This is a genomic window from Arcticibacter sp. MXS-1 (assembly GCF_041902385.1).
Lineage (GTDB): Bacteria > Bacteroidota > Bacteroidia > Sphingobacteriales > Sphingobacteriaceae > Arcticibacter.
The window spans coordinates 1,347,937-1,368,176 of the sequence record NZ_CP169244.1 but is presented as its reverse complement, the minus strand read 5'-3'; the positions used below and the strand labels follow the sequence as shown (position 1 = coordinate 1,368,176).

The following is a 20,240-nucleotide window of genomic DNA, read 5'->3' as shown; positions in this document are numbered from 1 at the left end:
GCAGCGAAGTTAGCGAATTCTGTAGTTCCTGATGTTTTAGTCGCCCGATTTTTGCGGAGTTACTTTCAGTTTTGAAATGTCAAATCCCTTGCTCATCGCCGTGATCAGCAGATCTTTATAGGTCTCTTTCTCCATCCATGGTTTCCTGCTCAGGATCCACAGGCTTTTTCTGTCGGGGTGACCCACCAGGGCATAGCTGTAGTCGGGAGCGAGGTCGATGATCCAGTATTTGCCTCTGAAGGGCCAGAAGAATTGAACATCGAGCTTTGATTTGCTGACAGGGTCAGTGATAAAAGCTTTACCCACCGCTACTCGTTCTTTACCTTCAGTTATGCAGGAGTTCTTCACCTGGACAGACCCATCAGGGTTGAGGGAATAGTGGGCGGTGGTATAGGTACAGCCTTTTTCATAGCGCTGTGGTATGGCGGCTATTTCGTACCATCTCCCCAGGTATCTTTCCAGGTCGACGTGCTGGACTGTATCTAAAGGTTCTTCAAGTAGTTTTTTGATCACTATTGCTGCCGCTCCAATGACAAGGGCTCCAGCAGCAATCAGAGGAACTGGTTTTTTCATTCCCCTATAACAAAAGGAATGCTGAGAAGTTTCTCCGCGCGGGGCTTATGAGGCTGAGAGCAGAGTTTTGCGTTCTGAAAGGGGAAGTTTGGCGACCACGAGCTTGTAAGAGTCATGGATCCACTCTCTTAGCAAGGCATCAGAAGCTGATCCATTTGGAATGATCGTATTCCAGTGTTTTTTGTTCATGTGATAGCCGGGCAGAACTTCTGAGAATGTTTCCCGTAATTCTATTGCTTTTTCCGGGTCGCATTTGACGTTGAAGGTAAAGTCGGCACCGAGGGAGGCGAGCGTGAACACTTTCCCCCGCACTTTCATTACCAGGGTCTCGTCCCCGAATGGAAAGCCCTCTGTTACTTCAGGGAGTGACAGGCAATAATCTCTGTACTCTTCGATGTTCATGTATTACTCTGATTTATCGATTGCACTGGCTGAAAAGCCTGCGGCGGGCTTACCAATAGACTTGTAGGCGCCTTCTCCATGGAGGATGGCTGCAATAGTTGACCTGTTCGTCAGGATGGAAGTCGCGCTTTTGATCTCTTCATCATGCTTAAAAGCCTGCTCGATCCGGCCCTTCTGGAAATAATACCTGGATGCAATTTCATTCTCGAGTATGCGGGAGATCTCAGATTTGAACTGGGCGAGGTCATTCTTTTTGCTGACAGTTACCTTTGTTTTCAGAGCCTCATATTCGGTCTTTATTTCAGCGAGTTTGCTTTCCTTGTCCGCTTCCGCCTTCAAATCACTAAGCAGCTTTTCTGTCCTGGTGTTATAGTTGTAATCTTTGTCAGACAGGTAATTAACAAATTGGGCGTATTCAGCATCTGTTAAACGGAAGCTTTTGGGATCTGCGATTTTAGGTTTTTGATTGCGGTACTGAGTGGCATAGTCAAAAAAGTAGTACCTGCTTGCGAGGGTCTGCGAGATGGGGCTGTATTTTACAGGCTTTATAAAAATGTCGGGGTATATGCCGCTGCCATCGTAAACCGTTCGGCCACTATGTGTTTTATATGCAGATATCAAAGAGTCGGCAACTTTTTCTACGTTGCCTTCTGCAGTCCGGTGGGTATAGTCGAGCGCCTGTATGCACCTTCCTGAGGGCGTATAATATTTGGCCACTGTCACTTTAACGAGGCTGTTGTAAGGGAGGTTGAACGTTTGCTGGACCAGGCCTTTGCCAAAGCTCCGCTGCCCGATTATGACAGCGCGGTCAAGGTCCTGGAGTGAGCCTGCCACGATCTCTGAAGCTGAGGCCGATCGGTTGTTTACCAAAACGACAAGTGGCAGATTAGCAGCCAGCGGACTGTTATAAGTCATATACGTATAACTCTTTTCGGCTCCCCGCCCCTTCTGTGTGACCACCTTGGTATTAGCGGGAACAAACAAATTAACAATCTTCACTGCCTCCTGAAGAATTCCTCCGCCATTTGAACGAAGGTCGAGAATAAGTCCGGCCGGTTTGTTTTTCTGGATAGAGATCAGGGCATCTTTTACTTCGTTCCCTGAGTTTTCCAGGAACTTATCAAGCCTTATGTATCCGATATTATTATCGAGCATGCCCCAGTAGGATACGTTGGGCTGCATGATTTCGGCTCGCATGAGCGTCTTCTCGATAGGTGCTGCCACCCCCGGCCGGCTGATCAGGATTTTCAGGGGAGTGCTCTTGGGGCCTTTTAACATAGAGCTGACCTGCTCATACTGGCGGTTTTTGAGGGGAACTTCGTTGATCTTTATTATTTCATCGCCTGCCCGTATGTCGGCCTTTTGTGCCGGAAAGCCTTCAAACGCTTCTGCGACAATAAAACGGCCGTTCCGGTTTTGAATCGTTGTCCCAATTCCTCCATATTGTGTACTGACATACTTCATTTTGTAGTCTTCCATCTCCGATTCGGGAACAAACTCCGTGTACGGATCCAGACTTTGCAGCATGGCATCAACGCCGGTCTGCATCAGCTTCGAGGAGTTGATGTCATCAACATAGTTGATGTTTAACTCCTTGTAAAGGGCGGAAAATATGTCGAGGTTCTTTGAAGCTTGAAAATAGTCATCACTGAAGCCAAGTGACAGCAGAACTATTGCAGAGAAAGCTGCCAGTTTCTTTTTGGTAAAAAAGTTATTCGTTTTAAACATATTTTTCGTGAGGTCTATTTGTCTCCACTCAGATCATTAATCGTTTTTAAAGGCCTCAATAAGATCGCTTCGCCTTCATCTCTCATTGTGAACGCTGCTCTTGAATGTTTTTCTAACCAGTAATGATAAATGTTGCGGCAGGTCCACGAATATAAATATAGCAGTTGATACTGAGATTATTACATAAAGCTTTATTTTTCAGGTTCGGTAAAGTGGTGGATAAAAGAAAAGCTCCTGGAGGAGCTTCTGTTACAACCGGTTGTTCTCAATATTGACGAGACCTTTCTGCAGTGTGAATACAACGTATTCTCTGCTTCTCTTAAGTCTGGTCATGAGGTGCTGAATAAGCTGCTCCTCTTCACCAGGATTATACGCAAGGTCTTCTTCGGATAATTCTCTGTATTTTCGCCTGATCTTGAGCCTTAGCCTTTCCCAGTCGGATGTGCTGATCGTGATCTCTGCCATAATGTTATTTGTTACAAATTTATAAAATTTGTCGTCTTGTTAAAAGTTAATGCGCCAGGGTCAACTGCAACATTTTTATATGTTAAATGTTGTTGTCATTACGGCTTAGGTGCTGGAGTTAAAACGTTAAGCCCGCCATGCATAAAATGGGATGGAAGCAGGTTAAAAGTTCTTTGCAGTTTAAACACAAATCACTTTCAAGAAAAATAGAATATGAAAAAGTTCATTTTACTAAGTAGTTTTTTTGTTGCTTTTAGTTTTGCAACATATGCACAGCTGCCGTCGTTCAATCTGGGAGTAAAAGGCGGGGTTAACCTGGCCAGTTTGAAATCTGACAACTTTGCGGGTGAAGAGAACCGCCTGGGCTACCAGTTCGGCCTTTGGGCAAGAGTGGGCGGAGCGGGCTTTTACGTGCAGCCGGAGGCTTATCTTGCCGGAAAAGGCGGCAAGTTCAATGTAGATCAGAGCTCGGGAATTGAAACAGAGGGAAAGGTGCGGTTCACTACGCTGGATGTGCCTGTGCTGATCGGGAATAAAATAGGCTTCAATAAGCTTAATGTCCGGTTCATGGCCGGTCCTGTTGTATCATTTATCCTGGACGACGTGAAGAAAGACCTTGGCCAGGTGACGAACTTTGGGGGCTATAAAAATCAGACATGGGGAGCTCAGCTCGGTGCTGGTGTAGATGTCGGCAGCCTTACTGTCGACCTGCGCTACGAAGCAGGTATCAGTAATGTTAGTAAGAGCGGACAATACGACCAGAAGCAGAATCTCTGGCATCTGAGTTTGGGGTATAAGATATTTTAATAGAAAGAAAAAGCCGCCCCCAGAGCGGCTTTTTCTTTCTATTAAAAGGGCAAGGATATCTTGCCCATGGTGACAGCGGGGCCTGCCCCAGAGCGGATGGCTGATCCGCAGATTGTTTCGTTAGCCAGAAGCGCGAATAGTGCAGCCTCTTTTGCATCTGCATTGAAGCCCAACTCCTCCGTCTGCCTGACCCGACGTCCTGAGAAGTACTTCCTCAATTTTTCCATGAGGAATGTATTGTGGCAGCCGCCGCCGCTCACGTAAACCGAATAGCTCCTGTCGCCGAGACTGCGTTCTACTGCATTGGCAACAGACCAGGCTGTGAGTTCGGAAACTGTGGCGAGAAGATCCTCCGGGGCGATATTGCTAATAGAGGCCTCCAGCTTTGCTGCTTCCAGGAAGCTCAGATTAAACAGTTCAGGCCCCGTAGTCTTCGGTATATCTTCCTGGAAGAAGGGATGGGATCTCAAGGCCTGAAGGAGGTTCTGATTTATACGGCCTGACCTGGCAATGGCGCCCTCCTCGTCGTAATGCCTGCCGAAGTACGTTTGGCACAACTTGTCGCTGAGCGTATTCCCGGGACCAGTGTCAGAGCATAGTACGCCCTGAGGGTCCTGATCTGCAGGGAGGTAGGTGAAGTTCGATATCCCACCGATGTTTAAAAGCACCCTGTTTTCATTCGCCGAAGAAAAAAGAATAAGGTCGCCATAGAGCGCCAGAGGAGCTCCTTCCCCTCCTGCAGCCACATGTTTTTGGCGGAAATCACTTATTGTAATAATTCCCGTCTTCACTGCGAGATGGTCTCCGTCGCCAATTTGAAGCGTCGCATCCGGGTAACCCTCTAGTCCATGAAGCCGCCTGGGAGTGTGATAGACTGTCTGTCCATGACTGGCAATGCAGTCGATCTCATCAGCCGCCAGTCCCCAGCTCAGGAGGGTTTTCATGATCATGTCTCCATGGACATGTGGTATCCATTCGTTCAGGATCGTAAGCTTCTGAAGACTTACCTGCTCCTGAGAGAAGACCGATCTGATCTCTGTTTTAAACTGGACGGAGTAAGGTAGAGAAACAAAGTGTTGTACCTCCAGCTGCGTCTGTAGCCCGGAGCCGCTGATTTTACACAATGCGATGTCAAGCCCGTCGAGAGATGTACCCGACATTAAGCCCAGGATACGGCGACTGCTTTGCAGGGGCATGTGATACAGCTTTTTTATTGCAGAATTCATATAGTTTGCGCCAGGAGTTCGTTTAGTTATTTCAAAAATGAAAATTTAATGGAGAAGAATGTAAAAAATGCACAAAAGCTTATACATTTATGGAGGTGATCAAAATAAAGGCAGAATTCATATTGTACACCTGGTACTCTGCCTCTAAATCTTTGGTTCTTATACAAGATAACTAATATCTCAGACGTGTGAAAAAAAACAGTCGGCTCTGGGTATATCTGCTCTCCTTATCCTTATTAACGGGCAGCTATACCTGGGCGCAACAAAGACCTGCATTCAAATCAACGGCGCAAGTTTCGAAGGCCGGTGAACTGCTTCCCCTCGATACTGCAGTAAAGACAGGGAAGCTGCCGAACGGATTTACTTACTACATCCGAAGGAACACAGAACCTAAAAACAGGGTACAGCTTTATCTGGCGCTTAAGGCAGGTTCGATCCTGGAAACCGAGCAACAGCAGGGCCTCGCCCACTTTATTGAGCATATGAGCTTCAACGGGACTAAAAACTTTCCGAAAAATGAGCTTGTCAACTATCTGCAGAAGTCGGGAGTGAGATTTGGGGCTGATCTCAACGCCTACACCGGCTTCGATGAGACCGTGTATCAGTTGCCGCTTCCGACGGATGATTCAGTGCTGTTTCGGAATGGTATGAAGATCATGCGCGACTGGGCGCAAAATGCGCTTCTTGATCCGACAGAGATAGAAAAGGAGAGGGGAGTTGTACTGGAAGAGAAAAGGCTAGGCAAAGGGGCGTCTGAACGGATGCAAAACAAGTACCTTCCCGTCGTTTTCAACAACTCCCGTTATGCTAAACGTTTGCCTATAGGAACAGAGGATGTACTTAAGTCGTTTAAGCCGGAAACTTTAAGGCAGTTCTATGAAAACTGGTACCGGCCCGACCTTCAGGCGCTGATTGTAGTGGGGGATATCAACGTTCTTGAGGTGGAGAAAATGGTTAAAGAGATGTTTGCAGATCTGCGGCCGCGAAGTAACCCGGTCGAGAGAACGGCATACAGGATCCCGCTCCTCAACAAGAACCAATTTGTGGCGGTAACAGACAAAGAAATGCCATACACGGTAGCCCAGGTACTTGTAAAGCATCCTGCGGCTTCTCTTAAAACCACTTCTGACCTTAGAAATAACACCATCAGGACGCTGTATAACGTGATGATGAGTGCGCGCTTTTCAGAGCTAATGAAGCAAGGGAACCCTCCCTTTTTGCAGGGACAGAGCAGTATCGATGAATTCATGGCCGGGCTCGACGTTGCCTCTGCAGTAGTAGTAGCAAAGCCTGGCGAGCTTGAGAGCGGCTTTAAGGCTGTATTCACGGAAATAGAGCGGGTGAGGAAGTACGGATTTGTTGCTACTGAGCTGGAGAGGGCAAAGCAGTCATATCTTACCTCCCTGGAAGCAGCCTTTAAGGAGCGTGATAAAACGTCTTCAGAGCAGTACGTTCAGGAGTACGTGCAGCTGTTCCTGAAAGGGGAGGCCAGCCCCGGTATTGCCTACGAGTATGAATTCGGGAAAAGTACCGTGCCGGGCATCTCACTTGATGAAGTTAATGCTTTGACCTCAAGATATCTGACCGATGTGAACAGGGATGTAATCATCACAGCTCCGGAGAAGGAAGCCGCATCTCTTCCCTCAGAAGCGACTGTTAACGCGTGGATCACCGCTGTAAAGTCAGGCAATATCAAGCCATACACAGACCAGGTGAGCAGCAAACCCCTGCTTGCCTCAAGGCCCGTCCCGGGCAAGGTGATAAATGAGAGAAAAATTGAAGAGATCGGAGTGAGGGAATTGACCCTCAGCAATGGGGTAAAAGTGGTGTTGAAGCCGACCGATTTTAAAAACGACGAAATTCTGATCAGCGCTTTCAGTCCGGGCGGAACTTCGCTTTATCCCGATGCAGATTTTCAGTCTGCTTCTATTTCTGCACCCCTCGTTGCCAGAAGCGGTGTGGGCGAATTTAATTCTATTGAGCTGCCGAAATTACTGACAGGGAAGCGGGTATCAGTAGGGCCATACATATCCGAAAGATCGGAAGGTATTTCAGCCTTTGCTGCGCCCAAGGATTTGGAAACAGCCTTGCAACTGGTGTACCTCTATTTTACTCAGCCAAGAAAAGATGCTGAGATCTTTGAGTCGCTCATCCAGCAGCAGAAGGGTTCGCTAGCCAACCGTGGCGACGATCCTGGAAGCGTCTTCTCCGATACAATATCTGCTGTTCTTGGCAACTATAATATTCGCCGTACAGGACCATCGCTTGCCAAAATAGAGCAGATGAATCTGGACAGGGCATACTCGATCTATAAAGAGCGTTTTGCTGATGCCAGTGACTTCACTTTTACCTTTGTAGGAAGTTTTAAAGAAGAGGAGATCAGACCGCTGCTGGAGCGCTATCTGGGTGCCCTTCCTGCACTTAAACGGACAGAAGAGGCAAAAGACCTTGGTATCAAGACGCCTGAGGGCCGGATCAGCAAGAATGTCTACAAAGGTCAGGAAGATAAAGCAAGCGTCAGGCTCGTATTCTCGGGGGATTACACCTATAATGAGCAAAATAATAACGAGCTGGATGCGCTTGGAGAGGTTTTACAGATTAAGCTCATCGAACGCCTGCGTGAGGAGGAAAGCGGGGTCTATAGCCCCGGGGCCGGAGCGAGCTATAGCAAGTTTCCAAGGAACAGATACTCTTTTACAGTGGCTTTCGGATGCGCTCCCGCTAATGTAGATAAGCTGGTGAATGCTACTCTTGACGAAATAAACAAGATCAGGCAAAATGGGGCTCAGGCCGTGGATGTTGAAAAATATATTGCCGAAGAACGACGCAGCACGGAGACCCAGCTCAAGCAGAACGGGTTCTGGTCGGGTTACTTCACAAATACTTATCAGCTGAAAGACGATCCCCTGAGGATTCTTACTTATCTCGACTCTCTCAAGAAGATCACTCCTGAAAGTCTTAAATCTGCTGCCGAAAGGTATCTAAGCGGCGATAACCTCATCAAGTTCGTGCTATTGCCAGAGAAGAAGTAGAACGCTGAGGCAAGAAGAAGTGAGTAAGGCTTAAAAGTCTTCTACTTACTTCTTCTTCTTTAGGTTTTAGTTCGAATGAGGAACTGAAACCAGGACATTATTAGAAGGCTGGCTTTCATTTTTCAGCCTGTCGAGGGCTGTGACTACATAATAATACGATCCGGCATTCACGCCTTCATCGGTGAAGCTGGGAGTATTTTCGTACATCACCCTGATGATCTTTGACGCATCTTGCGTATTAACCGTTTCGGTTGATGCGAAGCGATAGATCACGTAACCGTAAGCTGTTTCTCCATCCCGCGCTTTTATTGGCTCCTCCCATTTTAAACTGACCTTTCCAAGAGAGGCTGAAGCCTGCAGATTTAAGGGGGCCTGCGGAGGAACGTCATCGAGCCACAACATTTGGGGCGGAAGCGCTGGATAATGATAGAAGTTGTTCCTTAATGAGTCTTGGATCCCCGCATAGTTTAAGGTAACGGAGCGCGAGCTGAAAAAGACGCTTCCCTGTACCCTTGGATTTTGACGGGCGAACCGGATCTGATCGGGGATCTGCTTCCAGTCATTCCATCCTCCTCTTTTCTCTATTGCACGATATGCGGCGTGCCCGATGTACAAATGCTTGCCGTACGTATTGTTACTCCACCAGTCCACCAGCTTTTCATAAGGAGCTACACGGAGGAAAAAGGGAAAGTAGATTTGCGGGTTAATATAATCAAGCCAGCCCTCTCTGACCCATTTCCTGGCATCGGCATAGATGGTACCATAGCTGTCGAGGCCTGCACTTTCTGAGCCTTCGGGATCCTGACCTTTGTTCCTCCAGATGCCGAAAGGACTGATGCCGAATTTTACGAACTTCTTGCTGGCATGGATCTTAACAGAGAGCTCATGAATAAGGGTGTCGACGTTGTGCCGGCGCCAGTCGCCAATATTCACAAAGCCCTGACCGTATTTCCGAAACTCCTCCCGGTCCTGAATGACTTGATTTTTCTCCGGGTAGGGATAAAAGTAATCGTCGAAATGTACTCCGTCTATGTCGTAGTTCCTGACAACGTCAAGCACTACCTGTACGATATAGTCGCGTACTTCCGGGATACCTGGATTGAAGAGCTTGCGTCCGGCATAGGTGAAGAACCATTGGGGGTGTTGTTTGGTGACGTGGTCGGGGCCGATGTCAGCGGGGTTAAGAGTGGTCGAAGCGCGGTAAGGATTGAACCAGGCGTGCACTTCCATTCCTCTCTTGTGTGCTTCTTCAATCGTGAATTCAAGAGGATCGTAGTAGGGGTTAGGCGCTTTGCCCTGCTTACCGGTGATGAAGCGGCTCCATAACTCCCTGCCCTTTCCGTAAAATGCATCGGAGGCGGGCCGCACCTGGAACATGATCGCATTAATCCCGCTTTTATGGTGTTCATCCAGTATTCGCAGCAGTTCTTCTTTCTGCCGCTCAGTTGACAATCCCGGCCGGGACGGCCAGTCTATGTTGGCAACTGTAGCAACCCAAACTCCCCTAAACTCCCTTTTGGGGTGAGGTGTATCAGGCACCCCTTGTCCGCGAACGATACAGACAGATGTTAAAAAGATAATCGCGACCAACCAAATTCTAGACATGTTTTTATCTTTACTGAACAAGATGTGTTTATGCTGACACAGGCGAGCAGCCAGGCCTTTTGTAATATGGGATGCAAAGATAGGCAACATTCTCCCAATACTAGGTAACGGCGGCATCGATAAAGTATTATATTTGTCTTTGACCGGTATCAGATAATAATTATTGTTAAAACCAGTTATACTGAATACCAGGGCAGGAGTTACATATTTCAAACAAGCCTGCCTGTTACGCTTTAATCCTTTTGTTAATTATGCAAGTTTCTAATTCTGAATCAACGCCTCGGAGTTCTGAATCGACGCCCCGGAGAGATTCCAACAAGATCTATTTTTTAATTGTGGTCATTCTGGCTCTGTTAGGGACGAATGGCTATCTCTTCTTCAAAGACAAGAAGGCTAATGATAGGATCGTCACCCTTACTGACGAAAGGTCGCGGATGGAGACCGAGATCGACCGGATTGAAGCCGACCTCGACAAGGCGAATACTGCCAACGTGAAACTTTCGGCTGAAATGAAAGAAGATCAGGACATTGCCCGTCAGAAGATCAACGAGCTTCGTGAACAGCTTAGCAAAGGGAAGCTGACCATGGGACAGCTGGCGAAAGCGCAAAAGGAAATTAAAGAACTGAAGTATTTTGTATCAAAGTATACGTCCGACATCGGCGAACTGCAAAAAAAGAACCAGGCACTTACTGTTGAACGCGATAGTCTTAGAACAACTATTGCCAATGTTAGCCAGCAAGCTTCGCGGCTTGAAGAGCAGAACACAGAGCTAAATCGTAAGGTGAAAGTGGCGGCAGCACTTAAAGCCGGAGCTGTTAATATCAGTGCTTTTAAAGTAAAGAACAGCGGAAAAGAGTCAGAAGTGTCAAGGGCAGGCGCGGCAAAAAAGCTTCGCATATCTTTTACTGTTGCTGACAACAGCATAGCTGAAAAAGGAATGCATGAGGTATTTATCCGTGTTATAGATCCTACAGGAAACTTGATCGTTGCAGATAATAGCAGCCTCTTTACTGCTGACGGTGATGATCTGCAGTATACCTACAAGACCAGCATCGAGTTTGATAACACAGTAGGGAAGGTATTTACTGTGGACTGGACAAACCCCTCATCTTTTCAAAAAGGCACCTATACGGCTATTCTGTACTGTGATGGTTATACAATGGGCTCGGGTACCGTGGGTCTGAAATAGTTGAACGGGGCGTTTAAACAGTAGGCAAAACGATATGAAAGACGGTGCCCGTACCTGGCGTCGTTTCATAATGTATAGAGCCCAGCATATTCTCCGTGGCTTGTTTTACGAATGCAAGTCCTAATCCTGTTCCAGAGGTCTTAGTGGTAAAGTTCGGATTAAAGATCTTTTCTTTCAGGTCTTCGCTAATGCCGTTTCCATTATCCTCAACTTTGATATACACATTCTTCTTCTGCACCGTCAGGTCTATGCGGATATTTTCAGGTCGTTCTTCCGGAATCGCCTCAACGGCATTTTGAATCAGGTTATTAAAGATGCGAAGCAGATGGTCTTTATTGCCGTTTATCGTGACAGGTTGTGCCGGCAGCGAAAGATTGATATGGTGGCCGTCCGCATTGAACGTCGCGACGGATTTGATGATCACTTCTGCAATGTTGATATTCTCGAACGGTGTGTCGGGCAGCTTGGCGAAGTTGGAGAATTCGGAGGCTATGTGGGCAAGACTTTCAATCTGTTCGATGAACGACTTACTAAATTTTGCAAATTTCTTGTTGAAGTTCGGATCGTTCTCCTTCCATGATTTTTCAAGCAGCTGTACGCCCAGTTTGAGCGGGGTAAGCGGATTTTTGATTTCATGAGCCACTTGCTTAGCCATTTCACGCCAGGCGGATTCCCTTTCGGAGCGGGCCAGCTTTTTAGCGCTTTCTTCAAGGGCAATGATCATGTTGTTGTACTCCTTGATGAGGCTGCCGATCTCGTCATTGCTCTTCCATTCGATAGGCTCATTTTTGCCGTCGATCTTGATCTCGCTGAGGCTCTTTCCGACCAGGGTAAGCGGATAGGTGATCTGGTTCGCAAGGAAGATGGCAAACAATGCGATTACAACAAGCACAAGAGCGTAAACATTAATGGTTGTATTAAGATACTGTCCGATCCTTTGATCATAATCAGCTTCGTTCGAAAAGTAGGGCAGACATAAATACGCGATTGTTTTGTTCCTGTTGTTGCGCAGGGGCTTGTACGCCGCCAGATACTTCATCCTGCCTACCTGCTCGGTGTTCAGGAACTCCGACCGCTGATACTTATTAAGGAAGATATAGGCAAAGGCATTCATGCGAGGTTCAATAAACCCGTTTTCGTAGATCTTGCTTTCGGTTGTGTACACCAGCTTCCCATCTGTATCAAAGAGGGAGAGATCGGCGGCATTGACCTCTGCGAAAGAATGCAGGGCTTCCTCATTTTCGGCCAGAGAGCCGGTGTTAAACATGTTGTTCTTTTCCAGACCATTACTGATCTGGTTCACCTGGCGCATCACGTCGTCCTCCAGCTGATGCCGGAACTGTCTGCTGATGCTCACGTAGGTGATCACCCCTACGATCAGGAGCGTTAGGATAATGGCTGAAACAAGAGAGGCCTGAATTCTCGTTCTGTACAGAATCCGGTTCCTTGAAAGAAGATAGGTCCATTTGTCTGCTGCGCTCTTTAAATTATCGTCATGGAATATGAGCCAGATCTGGTGTATTGCCAGGATCACAAGTGAGCAGGCGATCATGACCAGAAATAAGAACGATACCGAGGCGAGCCGCATCACCCAGGTGGTAATGGGACGGCTGACCACGATGACTTTATTTGCGTTGGGTTTATAGATAAGGTGGTTAAAGCCATTCTTTTCTATGAAGGTGAAGGAAGTGTCGCCACCTTTGAAGTCATTATTTACCAGATTGTAGATATATGAGCCATTCTGATTGAGAAGCCGGCCGTGAGAATAGAAGGCAAATGAATAGTTCTCAAGCTCCTTGTCGGTATTCATTTTGCTGTCAACCAGAATGTCGGGGACGGAGCCAGGATCCTTAAACGTCTTGGATTTCAGATTGATGATAAGAGTGCCAAGCATTCTGCCAGCTTCCCGGATTGGAAGTATGGCGAAGTAGTGGTGCAGACCAAAGGTGTTATTTACCCTGTAAAAGTTTTCAGATACCTTGATTGATCCTGCCAGCACCAGGTTTTTGAAGATATGAATGTTTGCGCTGTCTGCTGAGTGTGCTTCCTGTCCCGCCTGGTAAGAAAAGGTCTCGAATTCGTACCTCGACAAATAGCCGTCGAAATATATTTTTCTCAGTTTGTCTACTATTGCAGCATTGTCGATTGCCTGAGGTTTAAAGCTGTCTATAATGAGTTGATCCTTTAGGATCTCCTGCTCGACAGAAAAGAAGAGAAGGACCGCGTTAGGGTCGTCCGCTGATTCCAGATTGTTGGCGATGATCTTTCTCTGTTCCCGCTCCTTTATATACTGGAAGGAGGAGAGCTTGATAGAGGCGATGATGGAGAATAAAAGGACGACCGTCAGGAATACGAGGAATGAATAGCTCTCATTTTGTGTGTAGAAGGTCCATCCCTTAATCAGGATAATAATTCCGAATAAGAAAATATATCCGGTGTAGTCGCCCGTGAAAAGCTGAATCAGCCATATGCCGGCCAGCCCTACGAGAAATAATAGTAACTTCTGTCGGTTTGTAAGGGGGAGTCCCTTTCCGACGGAGAGAAGTATCTCAAGTATGAGGTAGAGATTGAATGCTCCGGAATACAGAAGGAGGATAGCGAGCCAGCTGTAAACATCCAGATATAATACGTTGGTAAGGTCGAAATTTATGTTCGAATGAACAATAAGATCATAGAAGGCCCGGCTGTGCTGCTGGGCGGCTACGTACATAACGAGGCCAAGCAGGACAAACACGACTACGGCCCAGGGGCGCGAAATGGAGTTGTCCTTGAACGTCAGATCTTTGCGGTAGCTGTAGATGAAGCAAAGAAGCCAGCTTAGGGCAAGGGCATTAAAAAGAAAATCGCCCAGCGACCTGAATAATCCTCCGCCTGAATAGTGGCGGGTGTCAAAAATCCCCACATTGAAATACGTGTTCATGATGGGGTAACGGATAGACAGGTACTTGACTAGTACGAAATACACACAGAACACCAGTATTGCTGCCAGGATGTAGGAGCGGGAGGCAATCCAGCTACAGAGCTGATTTATAAAGATAGTGGCAAACAAGACGGCCAGCAGGACCATCCAAAGTTCTACTGTGGAATGGTAACTGTTTATAATGGTCGACTTAAGTTTTACCGCAACTACGGATTCGCCTTTGATATTCCTGATATTGTAGACGTTTTGGTCGCTTTTCTGTGCAATCTCCAGGTTGTTTTCTGAAATAAGGTCTGGTGCAAATACATTTCTGAGGTATTTATTTTGGAAAGGGTAGTCGGCTTTTATCGGAATACAACACACGACTGAGAAGTTGCCCTCTGACTTTTTTATAGCTTCATACCACCCGTTTGTGGTTTTTATCCGGTTACTTCCTTCCTTCAGTCCCGCCGACGTGGAGGGCACGATCCGGTTTGCGCCCCAGAATACGAGCTGATCATTGTAATATGTGTGTAGATAGAGCAAACGGCCATCGCGAAAGCTCTGGATCAGCTCTGCAGCCTTAGCAGGATTCTTGTGAATTGATTTGAGGGCTTTAAAGTTCGTCTTGTTATTGAGGAAATCATAGACGTACTTCTCTTTTGCCTGCAGATTCTTTTCTATTTTCCTCGCATCAAGTCTTAATACTTCTGCCTGGCTGAACGTGTGATGGACGGATACAGCTGTAACGACAAAGCCGACAGCCAGAATAAAAAGAAGAACACGTATTTTAAAGGTAGCACTCACAAATGAGGTATTAGGATGAAACTTTAGCAGGATAACAAAAGGGTGCAGGCTCTGTTTGATTAACCTGCATCCTTAAATGCTTTATGCCCGTTACTGCAGTTATGCACTCTTTGTCTCTACCGAACGGTCGACTTTCTTGACAAGTCCCTGCAGCACATTACCCGGTCCTACCTCCACGAAGGAGGTGGCCCCGTCTTCGAGCATTCTTTTAATGGTCTGTGTCCATCTTACCGGTCCGGTTAGCTGAGCGATGAGATTTTGTTTGATGGTGGCAGGATCGGTATGCGGTTTTGCGTCTATATTCTGATAGACAGGGCATACGGGAGCCTGAATGTTTGTTGCGGCAATGGCGTCTTCCAGTTCGGCCCTGGCTGCTTCCATCAGTGGTGAGTGAAATGCACCGCTGACGTTCAGTTTCAATGCACGTTTTGCTCCTCGTTCAGTAAGTAAAGCGCAGGCTTTATCAACTCCTTCAATGCTGCCGGAGATCACAAGCTGGCCGGGGCAGTTGTAGTTGGCAGGCACCACGATTTCACTTACCATCTGGCATACTTCTTCTACTGTAAAGTCGTCCAGACCCAGGATTGCCGCCATTGTTGAGGGCTGTATTTCGCATGCCTTTTGCATTGCGTTTGCACGCGCAGCTACCAGCCGTAATCCATCTTCAAAGGTCAGGGCTCCGGTAGCAACAAGCGCAGAGAACTCGCCGAGTGAATGTCCGGCTACCATGTCTGGTGTGAAGTATCCTCCCAGAGAATCGGCAAGGATAACAGAATGAAGAAAGATGGCCGGCTGCGTGACCCTGGTCTGCTTTAGCTCTTCATCGCTTCCATTGAACATAATGTCAGTAATCCTGAAGCCCAGGATTTCGTTTGCTTTTTCAAATAAGTCCTGCGATTTCTGATCCTGGTAAAGTTCTTTACCCATGCCAGAGAACTGTGACCCTTGTCCGGGAAATATGTACGCCTTCATGTGTTGTCGTTCGACTATTTAATAAATAATTTATTGTGTGTTTATGTCTAATCCAGACTGGCAGTAATTAGCCGCAGAAACTCAGCCCTTGTCCTCTCATTAGCAAATGCGCCTGTGAAGGCCGAGGTGGTGGTAACTGAGTTTTGTTTTTGAATACCTCTCATCGACATGCAAAGATGCTTACACTCGATCACTACGGCAACGCCGAGGGGATTAAGCGTGTTCTGTATGCAGTCTCTGATCTCATTGGTGAGCCTTTCCTGTACCTGCAGCCGCCTGGAATAGGCTTCAACAACACGCGGAATTTTACTGAGGCCGACAATGTATCCGTTGGGAATGTAAGCAACATGTGCTTTTCCGAAGAAAGGAAGCAGATGGTGCTCGCACATGGAATATACTTCGATATCCTTGACCACTACCATTTGGCTGTATTCTTCCTGGAACATTGCGCTTTTCAGGATCTCGTCTGGTTTGAGGTCGTATCCGTGCGTAAGAAACTGGAGTGCTTTGGCTACGCGCTCAGGTGTCTTAAGCAGTCCGTCGCGGGAAGGGTCTTCTCCCAGATCGCTCAGGATCTCGCTGTAATGCGATGCGATCCTTTCAATCTTAACGGGGTTGTACCTGTCGATTTTAACGTAGCCATCGAGTTCATTTTCCTCGGCCATATGATTTATCTCTTTCTCTTTCATTTTAAATTACAATGATGGCGAATCGCCGTAATACTCAACAAAGTTATTTTCTGTTTCAACCAGCTTTACCTTATGCAATTCGACTCCCCGCTGCCGCACCGGTTCCTTCAGCTGATTGAAAATCTCTACGGCCAGCACCTCTGTTGATGCCATTTTGCCTTTCATGAAATCAACGTCGAGATTAACGTTGCGATGGTCGAGCTTCTCGGTGATGTGCGTCCTGATAATCTCCTTGAGGGTCTTCAGGTCGATAAGGTAACCCGTTTCGGAGTTTATTTCGCCTTTTACGGTGACGTACAGCTCGTAATTGTGCCCGTGCCAGTTAGGATTGGAGCACTTGCCGAAAACCTCCTGGTTTTTTTCGTCGCTCCACTCCTCCCGAAAAAGCTTGTGCGCCGCATTAAATTGTTCTCGTCTGGTGATGTATATCATTTAAATTTAATAAAGCACAAATATACTTAAATCTGGCGGCAATGGTCTACGTGCAGATCGGGGCAATCTGTATCTTAGCGTGATGAAACTGCTGATCGTGTCGGCTACGCCCGCGGAAATAGAGCCGCTGACCAGGTTTCTTGCGGAACGGGAGGACCTGCAAGAGGGGGTAAACGTCGTGATATCCGGCGTAGGGATGGTAGCAACGGCGTTTTCAATGGGCACCGAGCTTGCCCTGGCCAGATATGACCTGGCCGTCAATGCAGGCATTGCCGGCGCTTTCGACAAAAGCCTCCCCCTGGGGACCGTCCTGCAGGTGAAGGAAGATTGTTTTTCTGAGCTAGGTGCTGAGGATGACACCGCATTTATAACACTTGATGATCTTGGCTTCGGTAAAAGCACGGAGCGTCCGTTAGCCTTCGGGCTTTCAGAGGGACGCCTTTCTTCGTTGCCTGAGGTCTCTGCAATTACGGTGAACCGGGTTCACGGCTGGGAGACGAGTATCCGATCCATAAAGGAGCGCCTGAAACCTGATATCGAGTCCATGGAAGGGGCGGCTTTTTTTATAGCTGCCGGGTGAAGGGAGTGCCTTCGTTACAGCTGCGTGCTGTGTCGAACTATGTTGAACGCCGGAACCGGGCCGCATGGAACATTCCGCTGGCGATAAGGAATTTAAACGAGGAATTAATTGAATTAGTAAAGAGGATGTTATGAAGTTAACGCTTGGATTTTCACCCTGTCCTAACGACACATTTATCTTTGACGCGCTTATCCACCACAAAATTGATACTGAGGGTTTGGATTTTGAGGTGTTTTATGAAGATGTTGAAACACTGAACCATAATGCATTCAACGGCGTTCTTGATATAACCAAGTTAAGTTTTCACGCTTATGCTTACGCTGTTAAAGATTATGTGCTGCTGGACGCCGGTAGTGCGCTGGGCTTTGGTGTAGGCCCGTTGCTGATCTCCAAATCAGATTTAAAGGCTTCTGAGCTGCGTGAGCTGAGTCCTGCAGTTGCTGCAGGACTGCGTGTTGGAATACCGGGGAAGTACACCACGGCCAACTTCTTGTTTAGCCTGGCGTTTCCACAACTGACGAATAAGAGCGAGATTGTTTTCTCCGGAATTGAAGATGCGTTGATAAAGGATGATATTGACCTCGGTCTTATTATCCATGAGAACAGGTTCACGTATCAGGAAAAAGGACTTCGGCAAGTTGTAGACCTGGGAAATTATTGGGAGGAGAAGACAGGGTGTGCCATCCCGCTTGGAGGTATAGTGATCAGGAGATCGCTGGATGAGGACTTAAAGCACAAAGTGAACCGGGTATTAAGACGAAGTGTAGAATTCGCTTTTGCAAATCCGAAGTCGGGTCTCGATTTTATTCGCTCTCACGCCCAGGCGATGGATGAGCAGGTGATGTACAAGCATATTGAGCTGTATGTGAATAAATATTCTGTAGATTTGGGCCGGGAAGGCCGGCAGGCAATTGAACTTCTCTTTGAGACAGCGGTTGATAAGGGCATCATACCGGCTGTCGCCTACGGCATTTTCTTGGATAAGTAATAGCCCCATAATCGAGCAAACTATGATTATAATTACAGGAGCTGCGGGTTTTATTAGCAGCTGTTTGGTTCAAAAGCTAAATGACGAAGGATACTTCGATCTTGTTCTGGTGGATGATTTTTCAGATCCGGAACAGAATAAAAACTTTGAGGGCAAGCGCTACTCGAAGCTCGTAGATCGTGAAGAGTTTATGGGCTGGTTAAGAGAAAACCACCTGCACGTGCAGTTTGTATTCCATCTGGGCGCGCGGACTGATACGACCGAGTTTGATTACGAACTGTTGAACACACTTAATCTGAACTATTCAAAGGATGTTTGGGCTGCTTGTGTTGAGTTTGGCCTGCCTTTGGTTTATGCCTCTTCTGCTGCCACCTATGGGTTAGGTGAGCATGGATATGACGATGACGAGAGCACTATTGACCTGTTGAAGCCGTTAAACCCGTACGGTGAGTCGAAAAACGAATTTGATAAATGGGCCTTAGGACAGGAGAGAAAGCCTTATTTCTGGGCGGGGCTTAAGTTTTTCAACGTGTATGGTCCCAACGAGTATCATAAGGGACGTATGGCCTCTGTGATTTTCCATACCTTCAGGCAAATCTCTGCTACCGGAAAGATGAAACTTTTTCAATCGCACCGGCCTGATTACAAAGATGGAGAGCAGATGCGTGATTTTGTATATGTAAAGGATGTGACAGATGTGCTTTATTTCCTCATGCATCACCGTAAAGATTCAGGCATCTATAACCTCGGGTCAGGAAAGGCGAGGACCTTTTACGATCTTGCCGCTGCGACATTCAGGGCTACAGGAAAAGATCCCGACATTTCTTTTATTCCGACCCCTGAAGACATACGCGATAAATACCAGTATTTTACGGAAGCAAAAATGGATAAGCTGATCTCTATAGGATATCACAAGCCCTTCCATACACTGGAAGAGGGTGTGGAAGATTATGTGAAGAATTATCTTATTCCGGAGAGGTACTTATAAAACGTCTTTCATTTGTCCCAGGTGCTTTACGCTTAGTCTGGAAGAAATCCCGGATGTAATAAGTGAAATCCCCATTACAGTAAAGAAGACAAGAAGGAAATCTGATGCCTGAATGCCTATTGGATAAGCATCGGTTATCAGATTTTCTTCTGACATTTTGATCATACCGTACTTTTGCTGCAGCAAGCAGAATAGCAGCCCGGTCAACATTCCGGTGATGCAGCCCGCTGCTGAAATCATCATGCCTTCAGTGAAGAATATCTTTCTGATTAATCCCGGACTTGCTCCGATACTACTCAGGATAGCGATGTCCTGCTTCTTATCGATAACAAGCATTGTGAGTGACCCTACGAGGTTGAAAATGGCGATGATGAGGACAAATGTCAGGATGATGAAAATAGCCCATTTTTCGGAATTCAGGATCTTATATAGGAGTGCATTTTGCTGGACACGGTTTTTCACCGTAAAGCGTGTTCCCAGTTTTTGACGGATCTGGTCCTGAAAAGAATTGGCTGTTGAAGGATCCTTAAGATAGATTTCAATTGCCGAGACTTTTTTCTTCTTCAAGAAGCTCCCGCGCGAAACGGAGCGGCACAATGAGCGTTTCATCAAATTGTTGCTGGATCTGAAACACCCCTGAAGGGTGAATCGCTTTGACTACGAATTCGTCGGCCGGGTTAATGGAACTGCCCGCGCTCTTCCTCGGTGAAAAGATCTGAATGTCACTAAAATCGTCGTTTACATTGAGGTTCAGATAAGCCTGCACCAGTGAACCCGCTACGGCGTACTCTACCCCGTTCTTTTGCAAGGTGAATGAACCTTCAATGATGGTACTGTCGAGCTTTCTCCTTTTTGTG

At 47.0% G+C, this 20,240-nt stretch carries 18 protein-coding genes; 6 read left to right on the top strand and 12 right to left on the bottom strand.

Translation table 11 applies throughout. From position 1 onward, the window contains the following. Window positions 1–36: 36 nt before the first annotated feature. From ACES2C_RS05825 to ACES2C_RS05810, 4 genes are all read right to left on the bottom strand, one after another. A complete protein-coding gene (locus ACES2C_RS05825) occupies window positions 37–573 on the bottom strand; it encodes a lipocalin family protein (RefSeq protein WP_374166055.1) in 537 nt (178 codons plus the stop codon). Window positions 574–618: 45 nt separating this feature from the next. Next, window positions 619–975 carry an MmcQ/YjbR family DNA-binding protein gene (locus ACES2C_RS05820; RefSeq protein ID WP_374166054.1) on the bottom strand — a complete coding sequence of 119 codons (357 nt, stop codon included), beginning with the start codon at window positions 973–975 and terminating at the stop codon, window positions 619–621. 3 nt (window positions 976–978) lie between these two features. Beyond that, window positions 979–2,703, bottom strand: coding sequence for a S41 family peptidase (locus tag ACES2C_RS05815; protein WP_374166053.1), 1,725 nt, complete (start codon window positions 2,701–2,703; stop codon window positions 979–981). A gap of 249 nt (window positions 2,704–2,952) precedes the next feature. Then, the gene (locus tag ACES2C_RS05810) at window positions 2,953–3,168 is read right to left on the bottom strand and encodes a hypothetical protein (protein WP_374166052.1); all 216 of its coding nucleotides are present in this window, start codon (window positions 3,166–3,168) and stop codon (window positions 2,953–2,955) included. A gap of 213 nt (window positions 3,169–3,381) precedes the next feature. Here ACES2C_RS05810 and ACES2C_RS05805 point away from each other — a divergent pair, with 213 nt between their 5' ends. Beyond that, complete coding sequence (locus tag ACES2C_RS05805; protein ID WP_374166051.1) at window positions 3,382–3,975, top strand: porin family protein; 594 nt, start codon at window positions 3,382–3,384, stop codon at window positions 3,973–3,975. Between the two features lie 41 nt (window positions 3,976–4,016). Here ACES2C_RS05805 and ACES2C_RS05800 read toward each other — a convergent pair whose 3' ends face one another. Further along, window positions 4,017–5,201, bottom strand: coding sequence for an anhydro-N-acetylmuramic acid kinase (locus tag ACES2C_RS05800; protein WP_374166050.1), 1,185 nt, complete (start codon window positions 5,199–5,201; stop codon window positions 4,017–4,019). A 188-nt stretch (window positions 5,202–5,389) separates the two neighbouring features. On the opposite strand from ACES2C_RS05800, the gene ACES2C_RS05795 reads away from it, so the two are divergent. Continuing rightward, a complete protein-coding gene (locus ACES2C_RS05795; protein ID WP_374166049.1) occupies window positions 5,390–8,233 on the top strand; it encodes a M16 family metallopeptidase in 2,844 nt (947 codons plus the stop codon). A 66-nt stretch (window positions 8,234–8,299) separates the two neighbouring features. Here ACES2C_RS05795 and ACES2C_RS05790 read toward each other — a convergent pair whose 3' ends face one another. Further along, entirely contained in the window at window positions 8,300–9,838 is a 1,539-nt protein-coding gene (locus ACES2C_RS05790) for a glycoside hydrolase family 10 protein (RefSeq protein WP_374166048.1), read from the bottom strand. Between the two features lie 251 nt (window positions 9,839–10,089). On the opposite strand from ACES2C_RS05790, the gene ACES2C_RS05785 reads away from it, so the two are divergent. Further along, complete coding sequence (locus ACES2C_RS05785; RefSeq protein WP_374166047.1) at window positions 10,090–11,028, top strand: hypothetical protein; 939 nt, start codon at window positions 10,090–10,092, stop codon at window positions 11,026–11,028. Between the two features lie 13 nt (window positions 11,029–11,041). On the opposite strand, the gene ACES2C_RS05780 is transcribed toward ACES2C_RS05785, so the two are convergent. The 4 genes from ACES2C_RS05780 to ACES2C_RS05765 form a co-directional block, all read right to left on the bottom strand. Next, window positions 11,042–14,734 carry an ATP-binding protein gene (locus tag ACES2C_RS05780; RefSeq protein WP_374166046.1) on the bottom strand — a complete coding sequence of 1,231 codons (3,693 nt, stop codon included), beginning with the start codon at window positions 14,732–14,734 and terminating at the stop codon, window positions 11,042–11,044. 99 nt (window positions 14,735–14,833) lie between these two features. Continuing rightward, the gene (gene fabD, locus ACES2C_RS05775; RefSeq protein WP_374166045.1) at window positions 14,834–15,706 is read right to left on the bottom strand and encodes an ACP S-malonyltransferase; all 873 of its coding nucleotides are present in this window, start codon (window positions 15,704–15,706) and stop codon (window positions 14,834–14,836) included. A 47-nt stretch (window positions 15,707–15,753) separates the two neighbouring features. Then, on the bottom strand, window positions 15,754–16,395 hold the full coding sequence (gene folE, locus ACES2C_RS05770; RefSeq protein ID WP_374166044.1) for a GTP cyclohydrolase I FolE: 642 nt from the start codon (window positions 16,393–16,395) through the stop codon (window positions 15,754–15,756). A 6-nt stretch (window positions 16,396–16,401) separates the two neighbouring features. Next, a complete protein-coding gene (locus tag ACES2C_RS05765; protein ID WP_374166043.1) occupies window positions 16,402–16,827 on the bottom strand; it encodes a 6-pyruvoyl tetrahydropterin synthase family protein in 426 nt (141 codons plus the stop codon). Window positions 16,828–16,909: 82 nt separating this feature from the next. On the opposite strand from ACES2C_RS05765, the gene ACES2C_RS05760 reads away from it, so the two are divergent. The 3 genes from ACES2C_RS05760 (at window position 16,910) to rfaD (ending at window position 19,383) form a co-directional block, all read left to right on the top strand. Continuing rightward, window positions 16,910–17,407, top strand: a complete 498-nt coding sequence (locus ACES2C_RS05760; protein ID WP_374166042.1) for a futalosine hydrolase — start codon at window positions 16,910–16,912, stop codon at window positions 17,405–17,407. Window positions 17,408–17,537: 130 nt separating this feature from the next. Further along, the gene (locus ACES2C_RS05755) at window positions 17,538–18,395 is read left to right on the top strand and encodes a menaquinone biosynthesis family protein (protein WP_374166041.1); all 858 of its coding nucleotides are present in this window, start codon (window positions 17,538–17,540) and stop codon (window positions 18,393–18,395) included. Between the two features lie 22 nt (window positions 18,396–18,417). Further along, window positions 18,418–19,383, top strand: a complete 966-nt coding sequence (rfaD, locus tag ACES2C_RS05750; RefSeq protein ID WP_374166040.1) for an ADP-glyceromanno-heptose 6-epimerase — start codon at window positions 18,418–18,420, stop codon at window positions 19,381–19,383. Here rfaD and ACES2C_RS05745 read toward each other — a convergent pair. Then, on the bottom strand, window positions 19,378–19,950 hold the full coding sequence (locus ACES2C_RS05745; protein ID WP_374166039.1) for an ABC transporter permease: 573 nt from the start codon (window positions 19,948–19,950) through the stop codon (window positions 19,378–19,380). The genes rfaD and ACES2C_RS05745 overlap by 6 nt on opposite strands. Further along, the gene (locus tag ACES2C_RS05740; protein WP_374166038.1) at window positions 19,922–20,191 is read right to left on the bottom strand and encodes a hypothetical protein; all 270 of its coding nucleotides are present in this window, start codon (window positions 20,189–20,191) and stop codon (window positions 19,922–19,924) included. The genes ACES2C_RS05745 and ACES2C_RS05740 overlap by 29 nt, the downstream gene beginning before the upstream one ends. Window positions 20,192–20,240 lie beyond the last annotated feature (49 nt).

Coding starts and splice junctions, on each gene's coding strand:
- ACES2C_RS05755 (WP_374166041.1), top strand. CDS start 17,538: ATGAAGTTAACGCTTGGATTTTCACCCTGTCCTAACGACACATTTATC.
- ACES2C_RS05760 (WP_374166042.1), top strand. CDS start 16,910: ATGAAACTGCTGATCGTGTCGGCTACGCCCGCGGAAATAGAGCCGCTG.
- ACES2C_RS05825 (WP_374166055.1), bottom strand. CDS start 573: ATGAAAAAACCAGTTCCTCTGATTGCTGCTGGAGCCCTTGTCATTGGA.
- ACES2C_RS05805 (WP_374166051.1), top strand. CDS start 3,382: ATGAAAAAGTTCATTTTACTAAGTAGTTTTTTTGTTGCTTTTAGTTTT.
- ACES2C_RS05820 (WP_374166054.1), bottom strand. CDS start 975: ATGAACATCGAAGAGTACAGAGATTATTGCCTGTCACTCCCTGAAGTA.
- ACES2C_RS05785 (WP_374166047.1), top strand. CDS start 10,090: ATGCAAGTTTCTAATTCTGAATCAACGCCTCGGAGTTCTGAATCGACG.
- ACES2C_RS05815 (WP_374166053.1), bottom strand. CDS start 2,703: ATGTTTAAAACGAATAACTTTTTTACCAAAAAGAAACTGGCAGCTTTC.
- ACES2C_RS05800 (WP_374166050.1), bottom strand. CDS start 5,201: ATGAATTCTGCAATAAAAAAGCTGTATCACATGCCCCTGCAAAGCAGT.
- ACES2C_RS05810 (WP_374166052.1), bottom strand. CDS start 3,168: ATGGCAGAGATCACGATCAGCACATCCGACTGGGAAAGGCTAAGGCTC.
- fabD (WP_374166045.1), bottom strand. CDS start 15,706: ATGAAGGCGTACATATTTCCCGGACAAGGGTCACAGTTCTCTGGCATG.
- rfaD (WP_374166040.1), top strand. CDS start 18,418: ATGATTATAATTACAGGAGCTGCGGGTTTTATTAGCAGCTGTTTGGTT.
- ACES2C_RS05765 (WP_374166043.1), bottom strand. CDS start 16,827: ATGATATACATCACCAGACGAGAACAATTTAATGCGGCGCACAAGCTT.
- folE (WP_374166044.1), bottom strand. CDS start 16,395: ATGAAAGAGAAAGAGATAAATCATATGGCCGAGGAAAATGAACTCGAT.
- ACES2C_RS05790 (WP_374166048.1), bottom strand. CDS start 9,838: ATGTCTAGAATTTGGTTGGTCGCGATTATCTTTTTAACATCTGTCTGT.